Origin of the sequence: Methylomonas sp. AM2-LC, from assembly GCF_039904985.1 — a bacterium.
Classification (GTDB): domain Bacteria; phylum Pseudomonadota; class Gammaproteobacteria; order Methylococcales; family Methylomonadaceae; genus Methylomonas.
Genome location: NZ_CP157005.1, coordinates 4,380,538 through 4,396,461 on the forward strand (window position 1 = coordinate 4,380,538; position 15,924 = coordinate 4,396,461).

Consider the following 15,924-nt stretch of genomic DNA (forward strand, 5'->3'; position numbering starts at 1 on the left):
TTGAAATATAAGTTATTTATAGTTTTTGTATTGGAAAATAATACAGTAAAACAATAACATACACCCTATTTATCCCTGTAATAATTTTTGTAGGGTCTTAGGTTCTGCTAACCAACAGACAACATATCATCCACGAATAAGTTTTAAATAAATAGCGATTAAGATAGAATGTCGAAAAATAAATATTTTTTACTTTTGCTTATTCGACAGATGCGCCGCCCATTGGTTGGTAAACCCTACGACTCAAGAGTCCCACCTAAGCCAATCATCCCCACCATCACACCTGAGATTTTTTGACGGCTAATTGATAAGATTCAAGAAAGGGAAAATCCACATGAATCAACCTAAACAACCTTCACAGACTCAGCCTTTTCTAGACAGACCCACCCCAGTTGGCTTTTGGGAAGCTTTTCGCTTTTGGTTAAAGCTAGGCTTCATCAGTTTTGGTGGGCCAGCAGGGCAAATTGCCATTATGCATCAGGAGCTAGTGGAAAAACGCCATTGGCTTTCGGAACAGCGCTTTTTACATGCTCTAAATTATTGTATGCTTTTGCCAGGACCGGAGGCACAACAATTAGCCACTTATATCGGTTGGTTAATGCATCGCAGTTGGGGTGGAATCGTTGCAGGCAGCTTATTTGTATTACCATCCTTGCTGATTTTGATTGGTTTAAGTTTCATCTATATGGCCTATGGTCATATGACGGGTATTACAGGAGTCCTTTACGGCATAAAACCAGCGGTAACTGCTATCGTGATGTTTGCTGCATATCGCATTGGCTCTAGAGCACTTAAAAATGGCTTTTTATGGACCATAGCAACATCAGCATTTCTTGCTATTTTTTTGCTCGACACTCCTTTCCCATTAATTGTGCTCATCGCGGCCATCTTCGGTGCTATTGGAGGAAAGCTACTGCCTGATAAATTCCTAACCGGCGGCGGGCATGGCTCGACTAAGCACAACTATGGTCCGGCATTGATAGATGACAACACACCAACGCCAACCCATGCTTTATTCAGTTGGTTAGGTTTGGCAAAAGTAACCCTTGTGGGTCTGCTACTCTGGTGTGGAGCCATCGGGTTTCTGTGTACCCTCTATGGTTGGGATGGCGCACTGACTCAAATGGCGTGGTTCTTTACCAAAGCAGCCTTACTCACTTTTGGTGGTGCCTATGCGGTATTGCCTTACGTTTATCAGGGTGCAGTAGAACATTTTCACTGGTTAACCCCCCAGCAAATGATTGATGGCTTAGCCTTGGGCGAAACCACCCCTGGCCCACTTGTTATGGTTCTGACCTTTGTAGGCTTCGTAGCCGGATGGGCAAAGGAAATATTTGGTGCCGACCACCTATTACTTGCGGGGACAAGTGCGGCAATTGTAATCACTTACTTTACTTTTCTCCCCAGCTTTGTATTTATTTTGGCAGGTGGCCCTATAGTAGAATCAACACATGGCAATCTAAATTTTACTGCACCCCTAACAAGCATTACCGCTGCAGTGGTAGGCGTAATACTCAATTTGGCTGTGTTTTTCGCTTGGCATGTATTCTGGCCACAAGGCTTTGCAGGGATATTTGATGCCATTTCCGCACTCATCAGTCTGTGTGCTTTTTTGGCATTGTTTCGTTACAAAATTGGTGTTATCACAGTCATTGCTACTTGTGGCGCATTGGGGTTTTTGTTAAGTTTCATCAAAATCTGGCCTGCTTAGCTAGGCAGATTTCCCAAATTGCTGGCTAATACAAATTCCCATGCAAACTTAAATAGGTCAGATAAAGACGCATATCAAATTCCAACTGATGATAATTCGGCTCCATATATTCGCACAGTTTGTAAAACGCTTTGTTATGCTGTTTTTCACGCAGATGCGCCACTTCGTGCACGCTAATCATACGCAAAAACTCAGCAGGTGCTGTTTTAAAAACCGTACCGATGCGAATTTCAATTTTTGACTTTAGTTTGCCCCCTTGTACGCGAGACACAACCGAATGTAAACCCAGCGCTTGATGTAACACATCTATTTTATCATCGTAAACCACTTTACTCAGTGGTCCCGACTGGCGAAGAAACTGATTTTTTAACGCTACAATATAGCCATATAAGGCATTATCCGTTTTGATTTCATGGCAAACAGGATATTTTGTTAACAATACTTGTCCTAGTTTACCACTATCAATTAACCTTAAAACTTGCTCGTTGTTATTAGATGAATATCCAGCTAAATATTTTAGGGGTAGCATAATTATTACCCGACAAGTAGTTGGATATAATGAATAATCATGTCGAAAAAACGTAACTACTCACTCTGTTGTTTAAAAACCGTTAAGCTCTGGCAATCTTTGCTTTTGGTGCTGGCATAAACCTACATGGAGGTATTCACGGCATCCTCTGCCAAGAACGCCAGCATCATAAGCCCAGTAGCCATCCAACTTGAGTGTGTAGTTACGAAAAACGGGTTTACCGAAACAAATTTTTAACGGCCAATACTAAAATAGGTTAAGCCGCTGGATGTTACTTGCTCAGGATCGTAAATATTACGACCATCAAAAATAACCTTATCTTTCAATAACCTGCTAAGTTCATTAAAATCCTGACTACGAAAATGCTTCCACTCAGTAACGATAATTAATGCGTCAGCACCCTGAACGGTACTTTCCTGTTGATTACAATAAACTAGCCCGAGCGTATCTCCATAAATGCGTTTGGCCTCGTTCAATGCTTCAGGATCATAGACTTTAACTGTTGCCCCTGCAGCTATTAATGCCTCCAAAATCACTCGACTAGGCGCTTCGCGCATATCATCAGTATTGGGCTTAAATGCTAACCCCCACAAAGCAAATACTTTACCTTGCAATTGATTTTGATAAAAACTATTAATTTTTTCCACTAAGCGATGCTTCTGTCTATTATTCACATTTTCGACAGCACTTAATAATTCGGCTTGATAACCATATTCATGCGCAGTTCGCTCTAATGCTTTTACGTCTTTTGGAAAACAAGAACCGCCATAACCACAACCCGGATAAATAAAGCTGTAACCAATTCGTGAATCAGAACCAATACCTTTACGGACTTCTTCGATATCTGCACCCAATTTTTCGGCCAGATTAGCCAATTCATTCATAAAACTGATTTTGGTGGCTAACATGGCATTGGCAGCATATTTAGTCAACTCTGCAGAACGGATATCCATAGCCACAATACGATCCCGATTACGATTAAAAGGCGCATACAGTTGTTTGACTAAGCGAGCTGCCTTTTCATTATCGGTACCAATAATGATGCGATCAGGCTTCATAAAATCTTCTACCGCTGAACCTTCTTTCAAAAACTCTGGATTGGAAACCACATCAAATTCTAAGGTTTGTTGACGTTCAGCTAACACTGCATTCACAGTTTGTCTGACTTTATCGGCAGTACCCACTGGCACTGTCGATTTATCAATAATAATTTTGTATTCAGTCATATGCTCAGCAATGCTTTTAGCCACAGCCAACACATATTTCAAATCAGCAGAGCCATCTTCATCTGGAGGAGTGCCAACGGCAACAAATTGAAACAAGCCAAAATTTACAGCCTCTTTTACATCAGTTGTAAACTGCAATCGCCCATCTGCCTGATTATCTTTAACTATCTGTTCAAGACCAGGTTCGTAAATTGGAATAATACCCTGTTTAAGCTGATCAATTTTATGTTGATCAACATCCATACACATTACTCGAATACCAGCATCGGCCAGACAAGCGCCGGTCACTAATCCCACATAACCACTGCCAAATACAGTTACTTTCATCCAAACTCCCCTTTGTAATTATCGATGATTATCTTAACTTAATTAAAAATATGTATTTTTCCAGAGCGGTAATAACTTAATTTAGCAAATTCTAGTACAAAATAAGCAGCCTGACTAATAACGCTAACGTTTTAAATGATATCTAATTCACTTTTTAGAGAAAGCCTGACTACCATCTTAGTTTAAACTTTCAAAATCAATTTGTAACAAATCATCAACTATGCCAACCATTATTTTACAAATAGCCAAAAAATTAGGCTTCATTCTCGCATAAGATTACTGATATTTTCTAACTATTCAATAATGCAAGATGGTTTTTTAGTGAGGTTTTTTCAATTATACGAAAACGGCTGATGCTATTAAATAAAAATCAGAATCACTATACCAAAATTTGATTTCAGCTATACAAACTCACTATCAATAACTTACACATTTGAACAAAATCGCCTGATAGTGCGTAAGTTAAGGCCTACTGCAACACATTCAGCTAACAAAGCAAACCAAGCATGCCAATATAGATCATTCCCTATCCAGGCAAGACTGGATGCTAACAGAATCATACGCATATTTCTGCCAGTTAGATAAAACAAGGCCAAGGTGGTATTCAGAACCGCAAACGCCGGTAACAGTGAAATTATTCCTTGCCAAGAAATTGCTGCAAGCATTACAAACAACGCAGAAAACAACATAAAAGTCACATTTTTATATTGTTTTTTATAAAAAAATCCTGATGATAGAGTACGTAGTGCGGTTAATCCCATAGTTAAACCAGCCGTCCAAGCCCCCAGCAAACAATATTGTATTGCCCAAAATAATGCCGCAACTGTAGACCAATAACGAAACGCCAAATCACGATTAGATAAATAAGAGTACCATTCAAAAATAACCCCGACCCCACCAACTATGTAGGCTAGAGTTAATAGATTCAATGCGTCGCTCCAAGAATTAGGCATATGCTAAACAAGCCAGTTAAATCAGTTTGAAAAAGACAATTCCATCTACTCGAATCACACTATAAAAAACTATGAAGCTAAAAGCAAAATACATAAATATTGGATGCAAATTCTAAAAATGTCGAGTATATAGCTTATTAAATAACGTGTGGCATACGAAACAGAAAGTCTATAAACTGATTTACTACCCAGAAGAGTAAAAGGATATTTTTCACGAGAAAAGTCAATGTGTTGCCATAATACGCTGGTAAAACTAACTGTAGCAACATTTTGCCAAATCAATAGGCAAAGCTATTACTTGATCTGGAAAAAACCCAATTACATTATTAACTTTCACCTATTAATGTTATTTTTCGTCTTCAACTTGGTGCAGGCTGACGAAAAACATGGCATGGGATTTATCCCTGAAAATCCTGAAAAATATGCTTCTATGCCCAAAGTATCGCGCTACCGCGCCTATTTCCCACTCGAAACAGATCTATCCAACTATTTCCCCAAACCAGGCGACCAGGGAAAGCAGGGGTCTTGTGTAGCATGGGCCACTGCCTATGCAGCGCGTAGTTATATGGAAGCGCGCCGACAAGGTGTCCCCCCCAACACACCCGATCAAATTTTCAGCCCTGCATTTATTTTCAATCAAGTCAAGATAGGTAATTGTGAAGACGGAGGAAGTATTTCCGATGCGTTGGGAATTTTACAAAACACAGGAGTCGCTAGTCTGACCGATTTTCCCTACGTTGAGAGTAATTGCTCGCGCTTACCCGATGCAAAACTTCTTTCTGAAGCGGCACCGTTCCGGATTAAAAACTGGAAAAAAATCGACACTGAACAATTGGATGATATAAAAGGCCAAATCTACGAGGGTAATCCAGTTATTTTTGGCATGTTTGTGTCCAGATCGTTTGAAAACCTTAAGAAAAATCAGCTTTACGATGACATGTCTTCCGAGCGAACTGGTGGACATGCCATGGTACTGGTTGGCTATAGCGAACCAAAACAAGCATTCAAGTTGATTAACTCTTGGGGTAACACTTGGGGTGATAAAGGGTTTGGTTGGGTTTCCTATCGAGCCTTCAAGAAATGGGCGCAAAATGCATTTATTATGCTAATATCTTCTGCTCCAGGCCCATTACCTCATTCCGAATTAGCCGATATTGTTCCTGAGAGTGAGAGTGATACTGTACACGACATAAACCCTACGCCAAAGCCAATAACGCCTCTCCCCATCCCTAACCCGGTTTGGATTCCCCCTGCCCTGCCGGAAATAATACCCGTCACCCTTACAGAATTGAAACAGACAGTATCAGGCTTAATCCACACTGCAAAATGTGCAGATTTGCAAGGTTCTGTTACTAGCGACGGTCTTGTGAGACTGACTGGTTTCGTGAGCGAGCAACAAGATTTAAATCATATTGTAAGAGAATTAAAAAAGATTGGTGCTTCGATTTCTATAAATACTACCTTGCGTCCTTGGCCACAATGCGAAGCGTTACTAACTTTACGTGATGTTCTGGCTAAACCTACAGGTTTAAAAATTTCAGTATCAGGCTATAGTCCAGCTCGGCTGAATGATGGAGATAAGTTATACATTAACATTACTACGCCTGACTTTCCCAGCTATCTGTACTTGACATATATTCAAACGAACGGCGAAGCCATTTATCTGTTACGTCCGCAAGGGAATCCGCCTAGACCGCTTACACCTAATAGCCACCTACTCCTAGGCAATGGTGAAGGAGGTGGACCCAAGTTTACGATCCGACCACCTTTCGGTGAGGAGATGATAATTGCAATAGCCGCTGCTAAACCACTATTTGCAGGAGAATTACCAAACAGCCAAACAGAACGAGAATATTTGACTCGATTTCGACAGGCATTTTTAAGCACACCCGAATCAAAAGTTAATACACGTATTGTAGCGGCAACCATGACTACACTAACAACACGCGCCAAACGTTAAAGCTAGGAGAATCAATACATGAATCGACTATTTTTGTTAGTTTTGCTTTCATTTAGCCTATTAATTTTACCCAAACAGCGTGTTTGGTCAGAAATGTATACACCAAACTCCGACGAAATGATTCAATCTATAAAGCATAAGACGCTAGCATCAACTAAAGTACTTGACCATAGTTGGCCCACCCGAGGCGTAAGCGTTGAAAATATAAGCACCGATTCACAAGATACTGTTTTCAGCATTGATAACGACAGACCAGACACCGATACAGCAAAGCGACTGGCGCTGGTCATTGGTAACAAAGATTACCTGCGAAAACCTTTAATAAACCCAGTTAACGATGCCAGAGACATGAAAGCAGCTTTGGAGCAAGTTGGTTTTCGAGTTATTTACCGAGAAAACACTTCATTATTAGACCTGGATAACGCCGTACATGAATTCGTTAACAACTTAAAAAAAGAAAGCGTCGGACTTGTATATTATTCAGGTCATGCCGCACAGACAGATGGCACTAACTATCTGATCCCTGTAGGAATAGAAATTCAAAATAAATCAGAACTCAAAGCCCGCGCCTATGATGCAGGAATTATTCTTGGAGAAATGCAAGAAATAGGTAACCAGATAAACATATTGATACTTGATGCCTGCCGTAACAACCCTTTCAAAGGCTTTCGGGGTAGTTCTGAAGGAATTGTAGGCATGTACGGACCTAAAGGCTCTCTAATTGCTTATTCAACTGCGCCAGGATCCATTGCAGATGATAATACTGGAGGTAGAAATGGTCTGTATACCTCGTACCTAAAAAAATATCTGATACAACCCGGTCTAACTATTGAGGAAATGTTTAAAAAAGTACGTGAAAGTGTCATTAATGAAAACAATGATCAGGTACCTTGGGAAAACTCGTCAATTATCGGCGATTTTTGTTTTGCAGGCTGCTCGAAAAAAGATGTAACATCCTTACCAGTCATTGCCAGCATTGAAACCACAAAAATACAAACATGTAACTTTTGTCCAGAAATGTCTCAATTACCGACGGGTCTGCAATTAGGTAAATATGAAATCACGCAAAGGCAGTGGCAAGCAATCATGGGCAACAATCCTGCTAAATATTCTAGTTGCGGTGATAACTGCCCAGTAGAAAACGTAAGCTGGCAAGATATACAGGAGTTTATAAAACGCCTAAACAATCAGACTGGCAAACATTATCGATTACCTACCGAAGAGGAATGGTTCGTAGCTTGCCAAGCGGGAAATACCCGTAAACAATTTTGCGATTCTGATAATTTGGACGATAGCGCTTGGTATCGTGGTGATTCAGGCTCCAGCACTCACCCAGTGGGAAAAAAACAAGCCAATGCCTGGAATTTATATGATATGACAGGGAATGTTTGGGAATGGACCAGCTCGTGTGAAAGTAGAGATTGCTCGCGTCGCTATGTACGCGGAGGTGGCTGGGACGGTATTCCTAATTTCGTAAGATCCAATGTGCGTATTAAAAGCACACCATCTGATCACTTCATCAACCTTGGCTTTCGTTTGGCGCTGGACCAATGAACCTAAAATAACCGTTTTGTCGCTCAATAAGCACAAACAACCCAGAAAGCTGGTTCAGCTCCGCAAAATATTTTAAAATCGATGGCCTAGCAATTCGTCATCTTAAGTAATGCACTCGCTAAAGCCGAAAATAAACGAAAACTCAATTGCAGATGGCAGCATTAAGCAAGCTAACTCCAATGAAATAAATCATTAACAGGACGCCCATAGATTGAACCATTACCTAATTATGATCACTGATTATGGCGACAGCGCCGTTACCAGTACATTTACGCTTGCTAGCACCCTTTTTCTACTAGTTTATAAACAATTTCATGCAGCACTCGCCATCCTGCTAGCGTTTTGTTTTGCTGCCATTTGTATTTCTTTAAGTAAATTTGCTATTTACACGGGTTATATTGTACTACCCAATAAATTTGAAATTTACTCTCCAAGCGGACATAGTGCAATGTCTTTAGCTGTCTACGGAACCTTTGCTGCTATTATTTCTTCATCCCAAACAGGATGGCGAAAAATTGTACCTTACCTATTCTTTAGCTCTTTGATTTTCTTAATCTCCATTTCGCGAGTAGCACTAGCCAATCATACGATCAGTGATGTGATTATTGGGGCCGTAATTGGTGGAATCGTTTTATTTTGTATATGGTTTGTGTTTCTGAAAGACAAAGTTATTCACTTTTGCAGGCTTAGATTTACTCTCATACCTTTTATTGTGGCGGTCACCATACATGGTATACGCTTTCCGGCTGAAAGCTTAATCAGGCGGTTTTCTCAATATTTCCATTCTTATATGCTTTCCTGAGACTTGTTAGTCTTTATTCGGTTGATAAACTTTGAGCTTCTTGCAAAGCTAGTCTCTTTTAGAGGAAAATAGATATTTATGTAGTTTATTACTATTTTTGATTGATCTCGTAAATGCCATGTACTCGCTACTGAGTCACTATGTTAGCCTTGGAATATGTTATGAAAAAAACGCTGTATGAAAAAATATGGGACAGCCATCTGGTCGTGGATGCGGACGGACAGGCACCATTGCTTTATGTTGACCGACATCTTATGCACGAAGTAACCAGCCCCCAAGCCTTTGAAGGTTTGCGGATGTTTGGTCGCAAAGTGCGTAATCCACACAGCATTCTGGCCACCATGGATCATTGTGTACCCACTAAAAATCGTAACCTGCCGATAGCTGACCCGATTGCACGCAAGCAGATAGAAACCATGGCGGAAAACTGTCAGCAAAATGGCTTAAATCTGTATGACATGAAAAGCCCAAACAATGGTGTTATTCATGTGGTTGTACCTGAGCATGGATTTGTCCATCCCGGCATGGTCGTGGTGTGTGGTGACAGCCATACCGCCACACACGGTGCTTTTGGTGCGCTTGCTTTTGGCATTGGCACCTCTGAAGTTGAGCATGTGATGGCAACCCAGACTTTGCCACAGAAAAAATCTAAAACCATGCAAATTGCCGTTAATGGCGAGCTTTCCCCTTACGCTACGGCAAAAGATATTGCTCTGGCGATTACTGGCAAAATCGGCACTGCGGGTGGAACGGGTTATGTCATTGAGTATACCGGCTCTACAATCAGAGCTTTATCGATGGAAGGACGCATGACATTGTGTAATATGGCAATTGAAGCGGGTGCCAGAGCTGGACTGGTGGCTCCAGACGAAAAAACCTATGCCTATCTGCAAGGCCGTGAATTTGCCCCATCCGGTGATTACTGGGACAAAGCGTTGGCTTACTGGAAAACTCTACCCAGTGATGAAGGTGCAGTGTTTGATATCACCATTAGCTTGGATGCCGCGGATATTGCTCCGCAAGTATCCTGGGGAACATCACCTGAGCAAGTGATTGGGGTTGATGGCTGTGTGCCTGCACCAGATAGTTTTAGCGATGAGATTAAACGCAAAGCGTGTGAAAACGCACTGGAATATATGGGCTTGGCTGCGCACACTAAAATTACCGATATTCCGGTTGATTTTGTTTTTATTGGCTCCTGCACCAATGGCCGTATAGAGGATATACGTATGGCGGCTGGAGTGGCAAAAGGCACTAAAGTGGCAAAAGGAGTAACGGCCATTGCAGTACCGGGCTCTTATCATGTCAAGCTTCAGGCCGAACAAGAAGGACTGGATAAAATTTTTATTGATGCTGGCTGGGAATGGCGTGACCCCGGTTGTTCGATGTGTCTGGCCATGAATGGTGATGAGTTGTCAAAAGGGCAACGTTGCGCATCCACCTCAAACCGCAATTTTGAAGGCCGTCAAGGCAAAGGTGGACGGACGCATCTGGTTTCACCTGCCATGGCCGCTGCAGCTGCGGCTGCCGGACATTTTGTTGACATTCGTAAACTTGCGGCGACTGCATAACCCGTGGTTATGCAGTTTAATAGCGAGAATTGATAGGAAAAAAGTATGGAACCCTATAAAAAACATAACAGTATTGCCGCCTTATTAAATCGCAGCAATGTTGATACTGACCAGATTATCCCCAAGCAGTTCTTAAAAAAAGTAGAGCGTAGCGGTTTTGGTGCGCATCTTTTTCACGATTGGCGTTTTAACGACGATGGTAGTGATAATGTGGATTTTGAACTGAACAATCCGCATTTTAAAGGGGCAAAAATCTTGGTGGCTGGTGACAATTTTGGCTGTGGTTCCTCCAGAGAACACGCACCTTGGGCCATTGCTGACTATGGTTTTAACACCCTTATTTCCACAAGCTTTGCTGATATTTTTTATAACAACTGTTTTAAAAATGGCATTCTGGCTATTAAAGTGACTAAAACGCAGTTGGACGCATTAATGGCTGAAATTTCAGGCAACGAAGGTGTGCAATTTGAAGTGGATCTGGAAAAACAACAAGTGAGCACTCCGGCTGGGAATGGTTTCAGCTTTGAGATAGATCCGTTTCGTAAAGGTAATTTGCTAAGTGGACTGGACGATATTGGCCTGACTTTAAAGCATGTGGATAAAATCGATCAGTATGAACAGCAACATAAGCAAGATTATCCTTGGTTGTGGGCTTAAGCCAAAATCTTAAAAATGCGCTCCCTGTTTATTTTGCTTCTGTGGCAAAATAAACAGGGTACACAGTTAGATACAACACTCGTCGCATTGTTCAAACCTTATAATAATCCCGATACCATGCCACAAACCGCTCTATACCCTGCTCAATAGGTGTAGACGGCTGATAACCCACATCCGCAATTAATTGTTCAACATCGGCATAGGTATCGACCACATCACCCGGTTGTAAAGGCAACAGAATTTTTTCTGCGGTTTTGCCCAGATAGTGCTCCAGGGTTTCAATATATGTGAGTAGCTCTACCGGTTGTTGATTACCAATATTATAGATGCGCCATGGTGCCAAACTGGTGGCTGCGTCCGGTTGCAGGCCGCTCCAGGCCAGATTGGGCTGTGCGTTATGATCTAGAGTTCTAATTACACCTTCGACAATATCATCAATATAAGTAAAATCGCGGCGATGTTTACCAAAATTAAATACTTTGATGCTTTCGCCTGCCAGAATGGCGCGCGTAAAAGAAAACAAAGCCATATCTGGACGTCCCCACGGGCCATAAACCGTAAAAAACCGTAAGCCAGTGGTTGGCAATGCATGCAAATGGCTGTAGGTATGCGCCATTAATTCATTGGCTTTTTTAGTGGCTGCGTACAAGCTTAGGGGATGATCAACGTTATCATGTACCGAAAACGGCATAGATTCATTGGCGCCATAGACTGAGCTTGAAGATGCGTAAACCAAATGCTCTACCTGTTGTTGACGACTGGCTTCCAGTATATTCATGAAGCCGACGATATTACTATCAATATACGCATAGGGATTTTCTATGGAATAGCGGACACCCGCCTGCGCAGCCAGATTGACCACTTTTTGCGGTTGATAGCGTTTAAACAGTGCATCCACTCCGGCTCTATCAGCTATATCCAAGCGTACGTCAGTATAAGCTGAATAGTCTTTTAAGCGGGCTAAGCGATCCAGCTTTAAATTGACATCGTAGTAATCATTAAGATTATCGACACCTATCACTTCATCGCCGCGCTCTAGTAATCGTATTGCCAGATGATTTCCAATAAAACCAGCGGTGCCGGTTAGCAAAATTCTCATTATTTAAAGCTCCTTGGTGAAGTCTCAAAAACGGGTATAAAGGGTTTTAATATGTTCAAGATTTTATTGGATGCGTCTATGTCAGAAGGTGTGTCAATCGCGACAGATGCGCTTCACTTCGTTCAGCACCTATATTTCTTTCATGGCAGCTTGCGCCCTAATACCCTATGTTGAGTAATTACGGCTTATTTACTGACAGTCAGCTCCATTTCGTGCAATTGCAGATTGATGAGTTTAATAGTAGCAAAGATTGCGGCAAATACCTGATTAACGTGTACACCACGGGTTTTACGTAGTTCGCTGCCACAATCCCAGGTAATGACACATTCGGTCAACGCACTGGCATGACCGCCTTTAGGGATACGAATTTCATAGTCTGCCAAGCGAGGTAAGCTATAATCGTAACGACCAAGTACCTTGCTGATAGCATCGATAAACGCATCGAAACCACCACTGCCAGCGCCGGTAATTTGATGTTTATCACCTTTAATATCCACGCGTAGACTGACAGTTGATTCCAAATCCAACCCGCTGTTAATTGAGCAGGCTTGTAATTTTATATGCTGATAATTTTTGCTTTCCAGTACATCGGCAATAATAAACGGCAAATCGTCAGTGGTGATGGTTTGTTTGGAATCGCCAATACTGACAATACGTGCCAGTACTTTCTTTTGATCTTCTTCAGATAGATCCAGCTCCAGCAGTTCCAGGTTTTTTTTCAGCGAGGCTTTGCCACTCATCTTGCCAAGCGCATAGCTACGGGTGCGCGAAAAGCGTTCTGGCCCCAAGCGGGTTTTATATAAGCCGCCTTTTTGGTCTCCATCCGCATGAATGCCGGCTGTTTGGGTAAAAACATCGGCACCTACAATTGGCGCATTGTCAGCAATGCGTTTTCCAGAAAAGTTTTCTACTAAATTACTGATACGTACCAGATGACTTTCATCGATAGAAATATCCATTGCCATTTTATCGCGCAGCACTACAGCCACTTCGGCCAAAGAGGCATTACCGGCCCGCTCTCCCAAACAATTAATAGTACAGTGCACAGCGCTAACACCTGCTCTTACAGCGGCCATGACGTTAGCCGTTGCCAAGCCGTAATCGTTATGTGGGTGAAAATCAAAGCTTAAATCGGGATAGCGTTGACACATATCGGTAAAACTTGCATAAACTTCCTCTGGCGACATTACACCCAGGGTATCTGGCAGCATGAAATGACGCACCGGACTGTGTTGTAGAGTATCCATAATGCCATACACATAGGCAGGATTATCTTTATAGCCATTTGACCAGTCTTCTAAATAGACATTAATTTTTAAACCCTGCTGGTGCGCATAATTAATAGTTTTCAACACATCGGCACTGTGTTGTTCTAGTGTTTTACCCAGCTGTTCCCGGCAATGTTTTTCGCTACCTTTTGCCAACAGATTAATTACCTGACCACCGGTAGAGAGTATCCAGTCCACACTGCTGGTATGGTCAACAAAACCCAGCACTTCTACGCGGTCGGCGAAACCTTCTTGTTTTGCCCATTCATTAATACAGGTAACCGCCTCTTTTTCTCCTTCCGAAACGCGAGCCGAAGCCACTTCAATACGATCCACGCGTAAAAACTGCAACAAGGCCTTAGCAATGCTGACTTTTTCCATGGGTGTAAAAGACACGCCTTGTGTTTGTTCGCCATCACGTAGCGTGGTATCCATCAATTCGATCTTTCTGGGAAGCGAAGTGGCAGGTAGAGATTGAGTATTCATTGCAGACCAGTACTTAAAGCTAAGCGGACATTTTCCCTTAAATGGTATGCGCTTTGCAATGCACGTAGCGCAATCAATAATGTTGATTATGACAATTCAAATTAATTTTCAGGCAGGATAGCTAAGTTCTAAGTAAAATAGTCGGCTTAAACCAAATTGGCAGTGACGTAAGAATATAAGGGTAAATATCGATAGGATGGGTCGAGGTTGGTTGGCGCATTAATCGTGTAGGATTGTGTTAGCTTGCAAAGCGTAAGCCATTAATTGAAGCTTATAGTCTGTTGTTAAGCTGATTGCTGGGTTACCAATCAAAGCTTATAGCCTATTTTTAAGCTGACTGCTGGGTTACGGCCTTCGACGACGGATGCGGAAAACCGCATGTCCGTCGGACACCCATAGGTCTTTGATAATCGGGCGGTTTACTTATGCCCATGGTGGGTTAAGATGCGCACAGTGGCTTTTAAATATTTTAAATCGTACCAATTGGGCATCTAAACCCACCCTACGCACTTAGACATTAGCAAAAAAAATGAAGCATTATAAAATCGCAGTATTGGTCGGCGTACGCTTTTGAATTTATTAAATCGATGCCATTTGGTTTAGAGTTTTCCAATTTACTTATAAATTAGCATAAAAAATGAAGCATTATAAAATCGCAGTATTGGCCGGTGACGGTATCGGCCCAGAAATCACCCAAGAAGCCATCAAAGTTCTTAAAGTTATTGAAGAACGTAATGATGTAGAATTTGAGCTATTGCCCGCCTTATTTGGTGCTTGTGCCTACTTCGAAACCGGCGATGCATTTCCGCAAGCCACTATAGATATTTGCGATCAGGCTGATGCTATACTGAAAGGTCCCATCGGTTTAAGTCATGAAGACTCGAAAAAAATCCCCATCGATAAACAGCCGGAACGCGGCGCACTTTTGCCTATGCGCCGTCGCTATAATACTTACGCCAACTTTCGCCCGGTTTCTCTGCCCAAAGCACTGGCACATTTTTCTCCGCTAAAAGCCGAAATCATCGGTGAAGGCATTGACCTGATGATTGTGCGCGAACTGGTGGGTGGCCTGTATTTTGGTGAGAAAGAAATGGGGGTGAACGCTCAAGGCTTACGCTATGTGCGCGAAACATTGGAATATGATGAAGAGCAAATCCGCCGCATTATGCACCAAGCGTTTAAATTAGCCAGTAAACGGCGTAAATTGCTGCACAATATTCATAAAAGCAATGTGCTTAAATCCAGTGTACTCTGGAATGAAGTCATGGAAGAAGTGGCTATAGAATATCCAGACGTAAAGGTCATCAATTTTCTGGTTGATGCAGCCGCCACTGCTTTGTGCTTAAAACCCACCCAGTTTGATGTGATGGTCATGGAAAATATGTTTGGCGATATTCTTAGTGATCAAGGTGGTGGCATACTGGGTTCTTTAGGACTAATGCCATCTGCCTGTATCGGCCCGGATAAAGCTTATTACGAACCTTCACACGGTTCTGCACCGGATATCGCCGGAAAAAACATCGCCAACCCTTATTCCATGATAGGCTCTGTTGCCATGATGTTGGAAAACAGCTTTGGCATGGAAGCTGAAGCCAAAAATGTATGGACAGCCATGCAAGATGTGTTTGGTGATGGCTTCTCGACTGCCGACCTATCCAAACCCGGCAGCGGTGTAACCATGATCAGCACCGTAGAGTTTGGTGATAAAGTCGTTGAGAAACTGCGAAAAATGTGAAGAGTTTAACAAAATGAAAACTTAATCGTTCATAAGTGCCGTCGAC

At 42.1% G+C, this 15,924-nt stretch carries 12 protein-coding genes; 7 read left to right on the top strand and 5 right to left on the bottom strand.

Annotation, left to right across the window (positions count from 1 at the left end; all coding sequences use genetic code 11):
- The first annotated feature begins 334 nt into the window (after window positions 1–334).
- The gene (chrA, locus tag ABH008_RS19485) at window positions 335–1,711 is read left to right on the top strand and encodes a chromate efflux transporter (RefSeq protein ID WP_347987275.1); all 1,377 of its coding nucleotides are present in this window, start codon (window positions 335–337) and stop codon (window positions 1,709–1,711) included.
- A 25-nt stretch (window positions 1,712–1,736) separates the two neighbouring features.
- Here the strand turns inward: chrA and ABH008_RS19490 are convergent, their stop codons facing one another.
- The 3 genes from ABH008_RS19490 to ABH008_RS19500 all read right to left on the bottom strand — a co-directional run bounded on the left by ABH008_RS19490 (window position 1,737) and on the right by ABH008_RS19500 (window position 4,722).
- The gene (locus ABH008_RS19490) at window positions 1,737–2,240 is read right to left on the bottom strand and encodes a YgjP-like metallopeptidase domain-containing protein (protein WP_347987276.1); all 504 of its coding nucleotides are present in this window, start codon (window positions 2,238–2,240) and stop codon (window positions 1,737–1,739) included.
- Window positions 2,241–2,473: 233 nt separating this feature from the next.
- A complete protein-coding gene (locus ABH008_RS19495) occupies window positions 2,474–3,793 on the bottom strand; it encodes a UDP-glucose/GDP-mannose dehydrogenase family protein (RefSeq protein ID WP_347987277.1) in 1,320 nt (439 codons plus the stop codon).
- Between the two features lie 425 nt (window positions 3,794–4,218).
- Window positions 4,219–4,722: a YgjV family protein gene (locus ABH008_RS19500; protein WP_347987278.1), complete on the bottom strand. Its 504-nt coding sequence runs from the start codon at window positions 4,720–4,722 to the stop codon at window positions 4,219–4,221.
- Between the two features lie 250 nt (window positions 4,723–4,972).
- On the opposite strand from ABH008_RS19500, the gene ABH008_RS19505 reads away from it, so the two are divergent.
- The 5 genes from ABH008_RS19505 to leuD all read left to right on the top strand — a co-directional run bounded on the left by ABH008_RS19505 (window position 4,973) and on the right by leuD (window position 11,290).
- On the top strand, window positions 4,973–6,706 hold the full coding sequence (locus tag ABH008_RS19505; RefSeq protein WP_347987279.1) for a C1 family peptidase: 1,734 nt from the start codon (window positions 4,973–4,975) through the stop codon (window positions 6,704–6,706).
- A gap of 18 nt (window positions 6,707–6,724) precedes the next feature.
- Window positions 6,725–8,260, top strand: a complete 1,536-nt coding sequence (locus tag ABH008_RS19510) for a caspase family protein (RefSeq protein ID WP_347987280.1) — start codon at window positions 6,725–6,727, stop codon at window positions 8,258–8,260.
- Between the two features lie 229 nt (window positions 8,261–8,489).
- Entirely contained in the window at window positions 8,490–9,062 is a 573-nt protein-coding gene (locus ABH008_RS19515) for a phosphatase PAP2 family protein (RefSeq protein WP_347987281.1), read from the top strand.
- A 161-nt stretch (window positions 9,063–9,223) separates the two neighbouring features.
- Window positions 9,224–10,633: a 3-isopropylmalate dehydratase large subunit gene (gene leuC, locus ABH008_RS19520; RefSeq protein ID WP_347987282.1), complete on the top strand. Its 1,410-nt coding sequence runs from the start codon at window positions 9,224–9,226 to the stop codon at window positions 10,631–10,633.
- A 45-nt stretch (window positions 10,634–10,678) separates the two neighbouring features.
- The gene (gene leuD, locus ABH008_RS19525) at window positions 10,679–11,290 is read left to right on the top strand and encodes a 3-isopropylmalate dehydratase small subunit (RefSeq protein WP_347987283.1); all 612 of its coding nucleotides are present in this window, start codon (window positions 10,679–10,681) and stop codon (window positions 11,288–11,290) included.
- Window positions 11,291–11,381: 91 nt separating this feature from the next.
- Here leuD and ABH008_RS19530 read toward each other — a convergent pair whose 3' ends face one another.
- Together ABH008_RS19530 and ABH008_RS19535 are read right to left on the bottom strand one after the other, a co-directional pair.
- Window positions 11,382–12,389 (bottom strand): NAD-dependent epimerase, encoded by a 1,008-nt coding sequence (locus tag ABH008_RS19530; protein WP_347987284.1) that lies wholly within the window; start codon window positions 12,387–12,389, stop codon window positions 11,382–11,384.
- 185 nt (window positions 12,390–12,574) lie between these two features.
- Window positions 12,575–14,143 carry an alpha-isopropylmalate synthase regulatory domain-containing protein gene (locus ABH008_RS19535; RefSeq protein ID WP_347987285.1) on the bottom strand — a complete coding sequence of 523 codons (1,569 nt, stop codon included), beginning with the start codon at window positions 14,141–14,143 and terminating at the stop codon, window positions 12,575–12,577.
- A 637-nt stretch (window positions 14,144–14,780) separates the two neighbouring features.
- On the opposite strand from ABH008_RS19535, the gene leuB reads away from it, so the two are divergent.
- Window positions 14,781–15,878: a 3-isopropylmalate dehydrogenase gene (gene leuB, locus ABH008_RS19540; RefSeq protein ID WP_347987286.1), complete on the top strand. Its 1,098-nt coding sequence runs from the start codon at window positions 14,781–14,783 to the stop codon at window positions 15,876–15,878.
- Window positions 15,879–15,924: the final 46 nt, after the last annotated feature.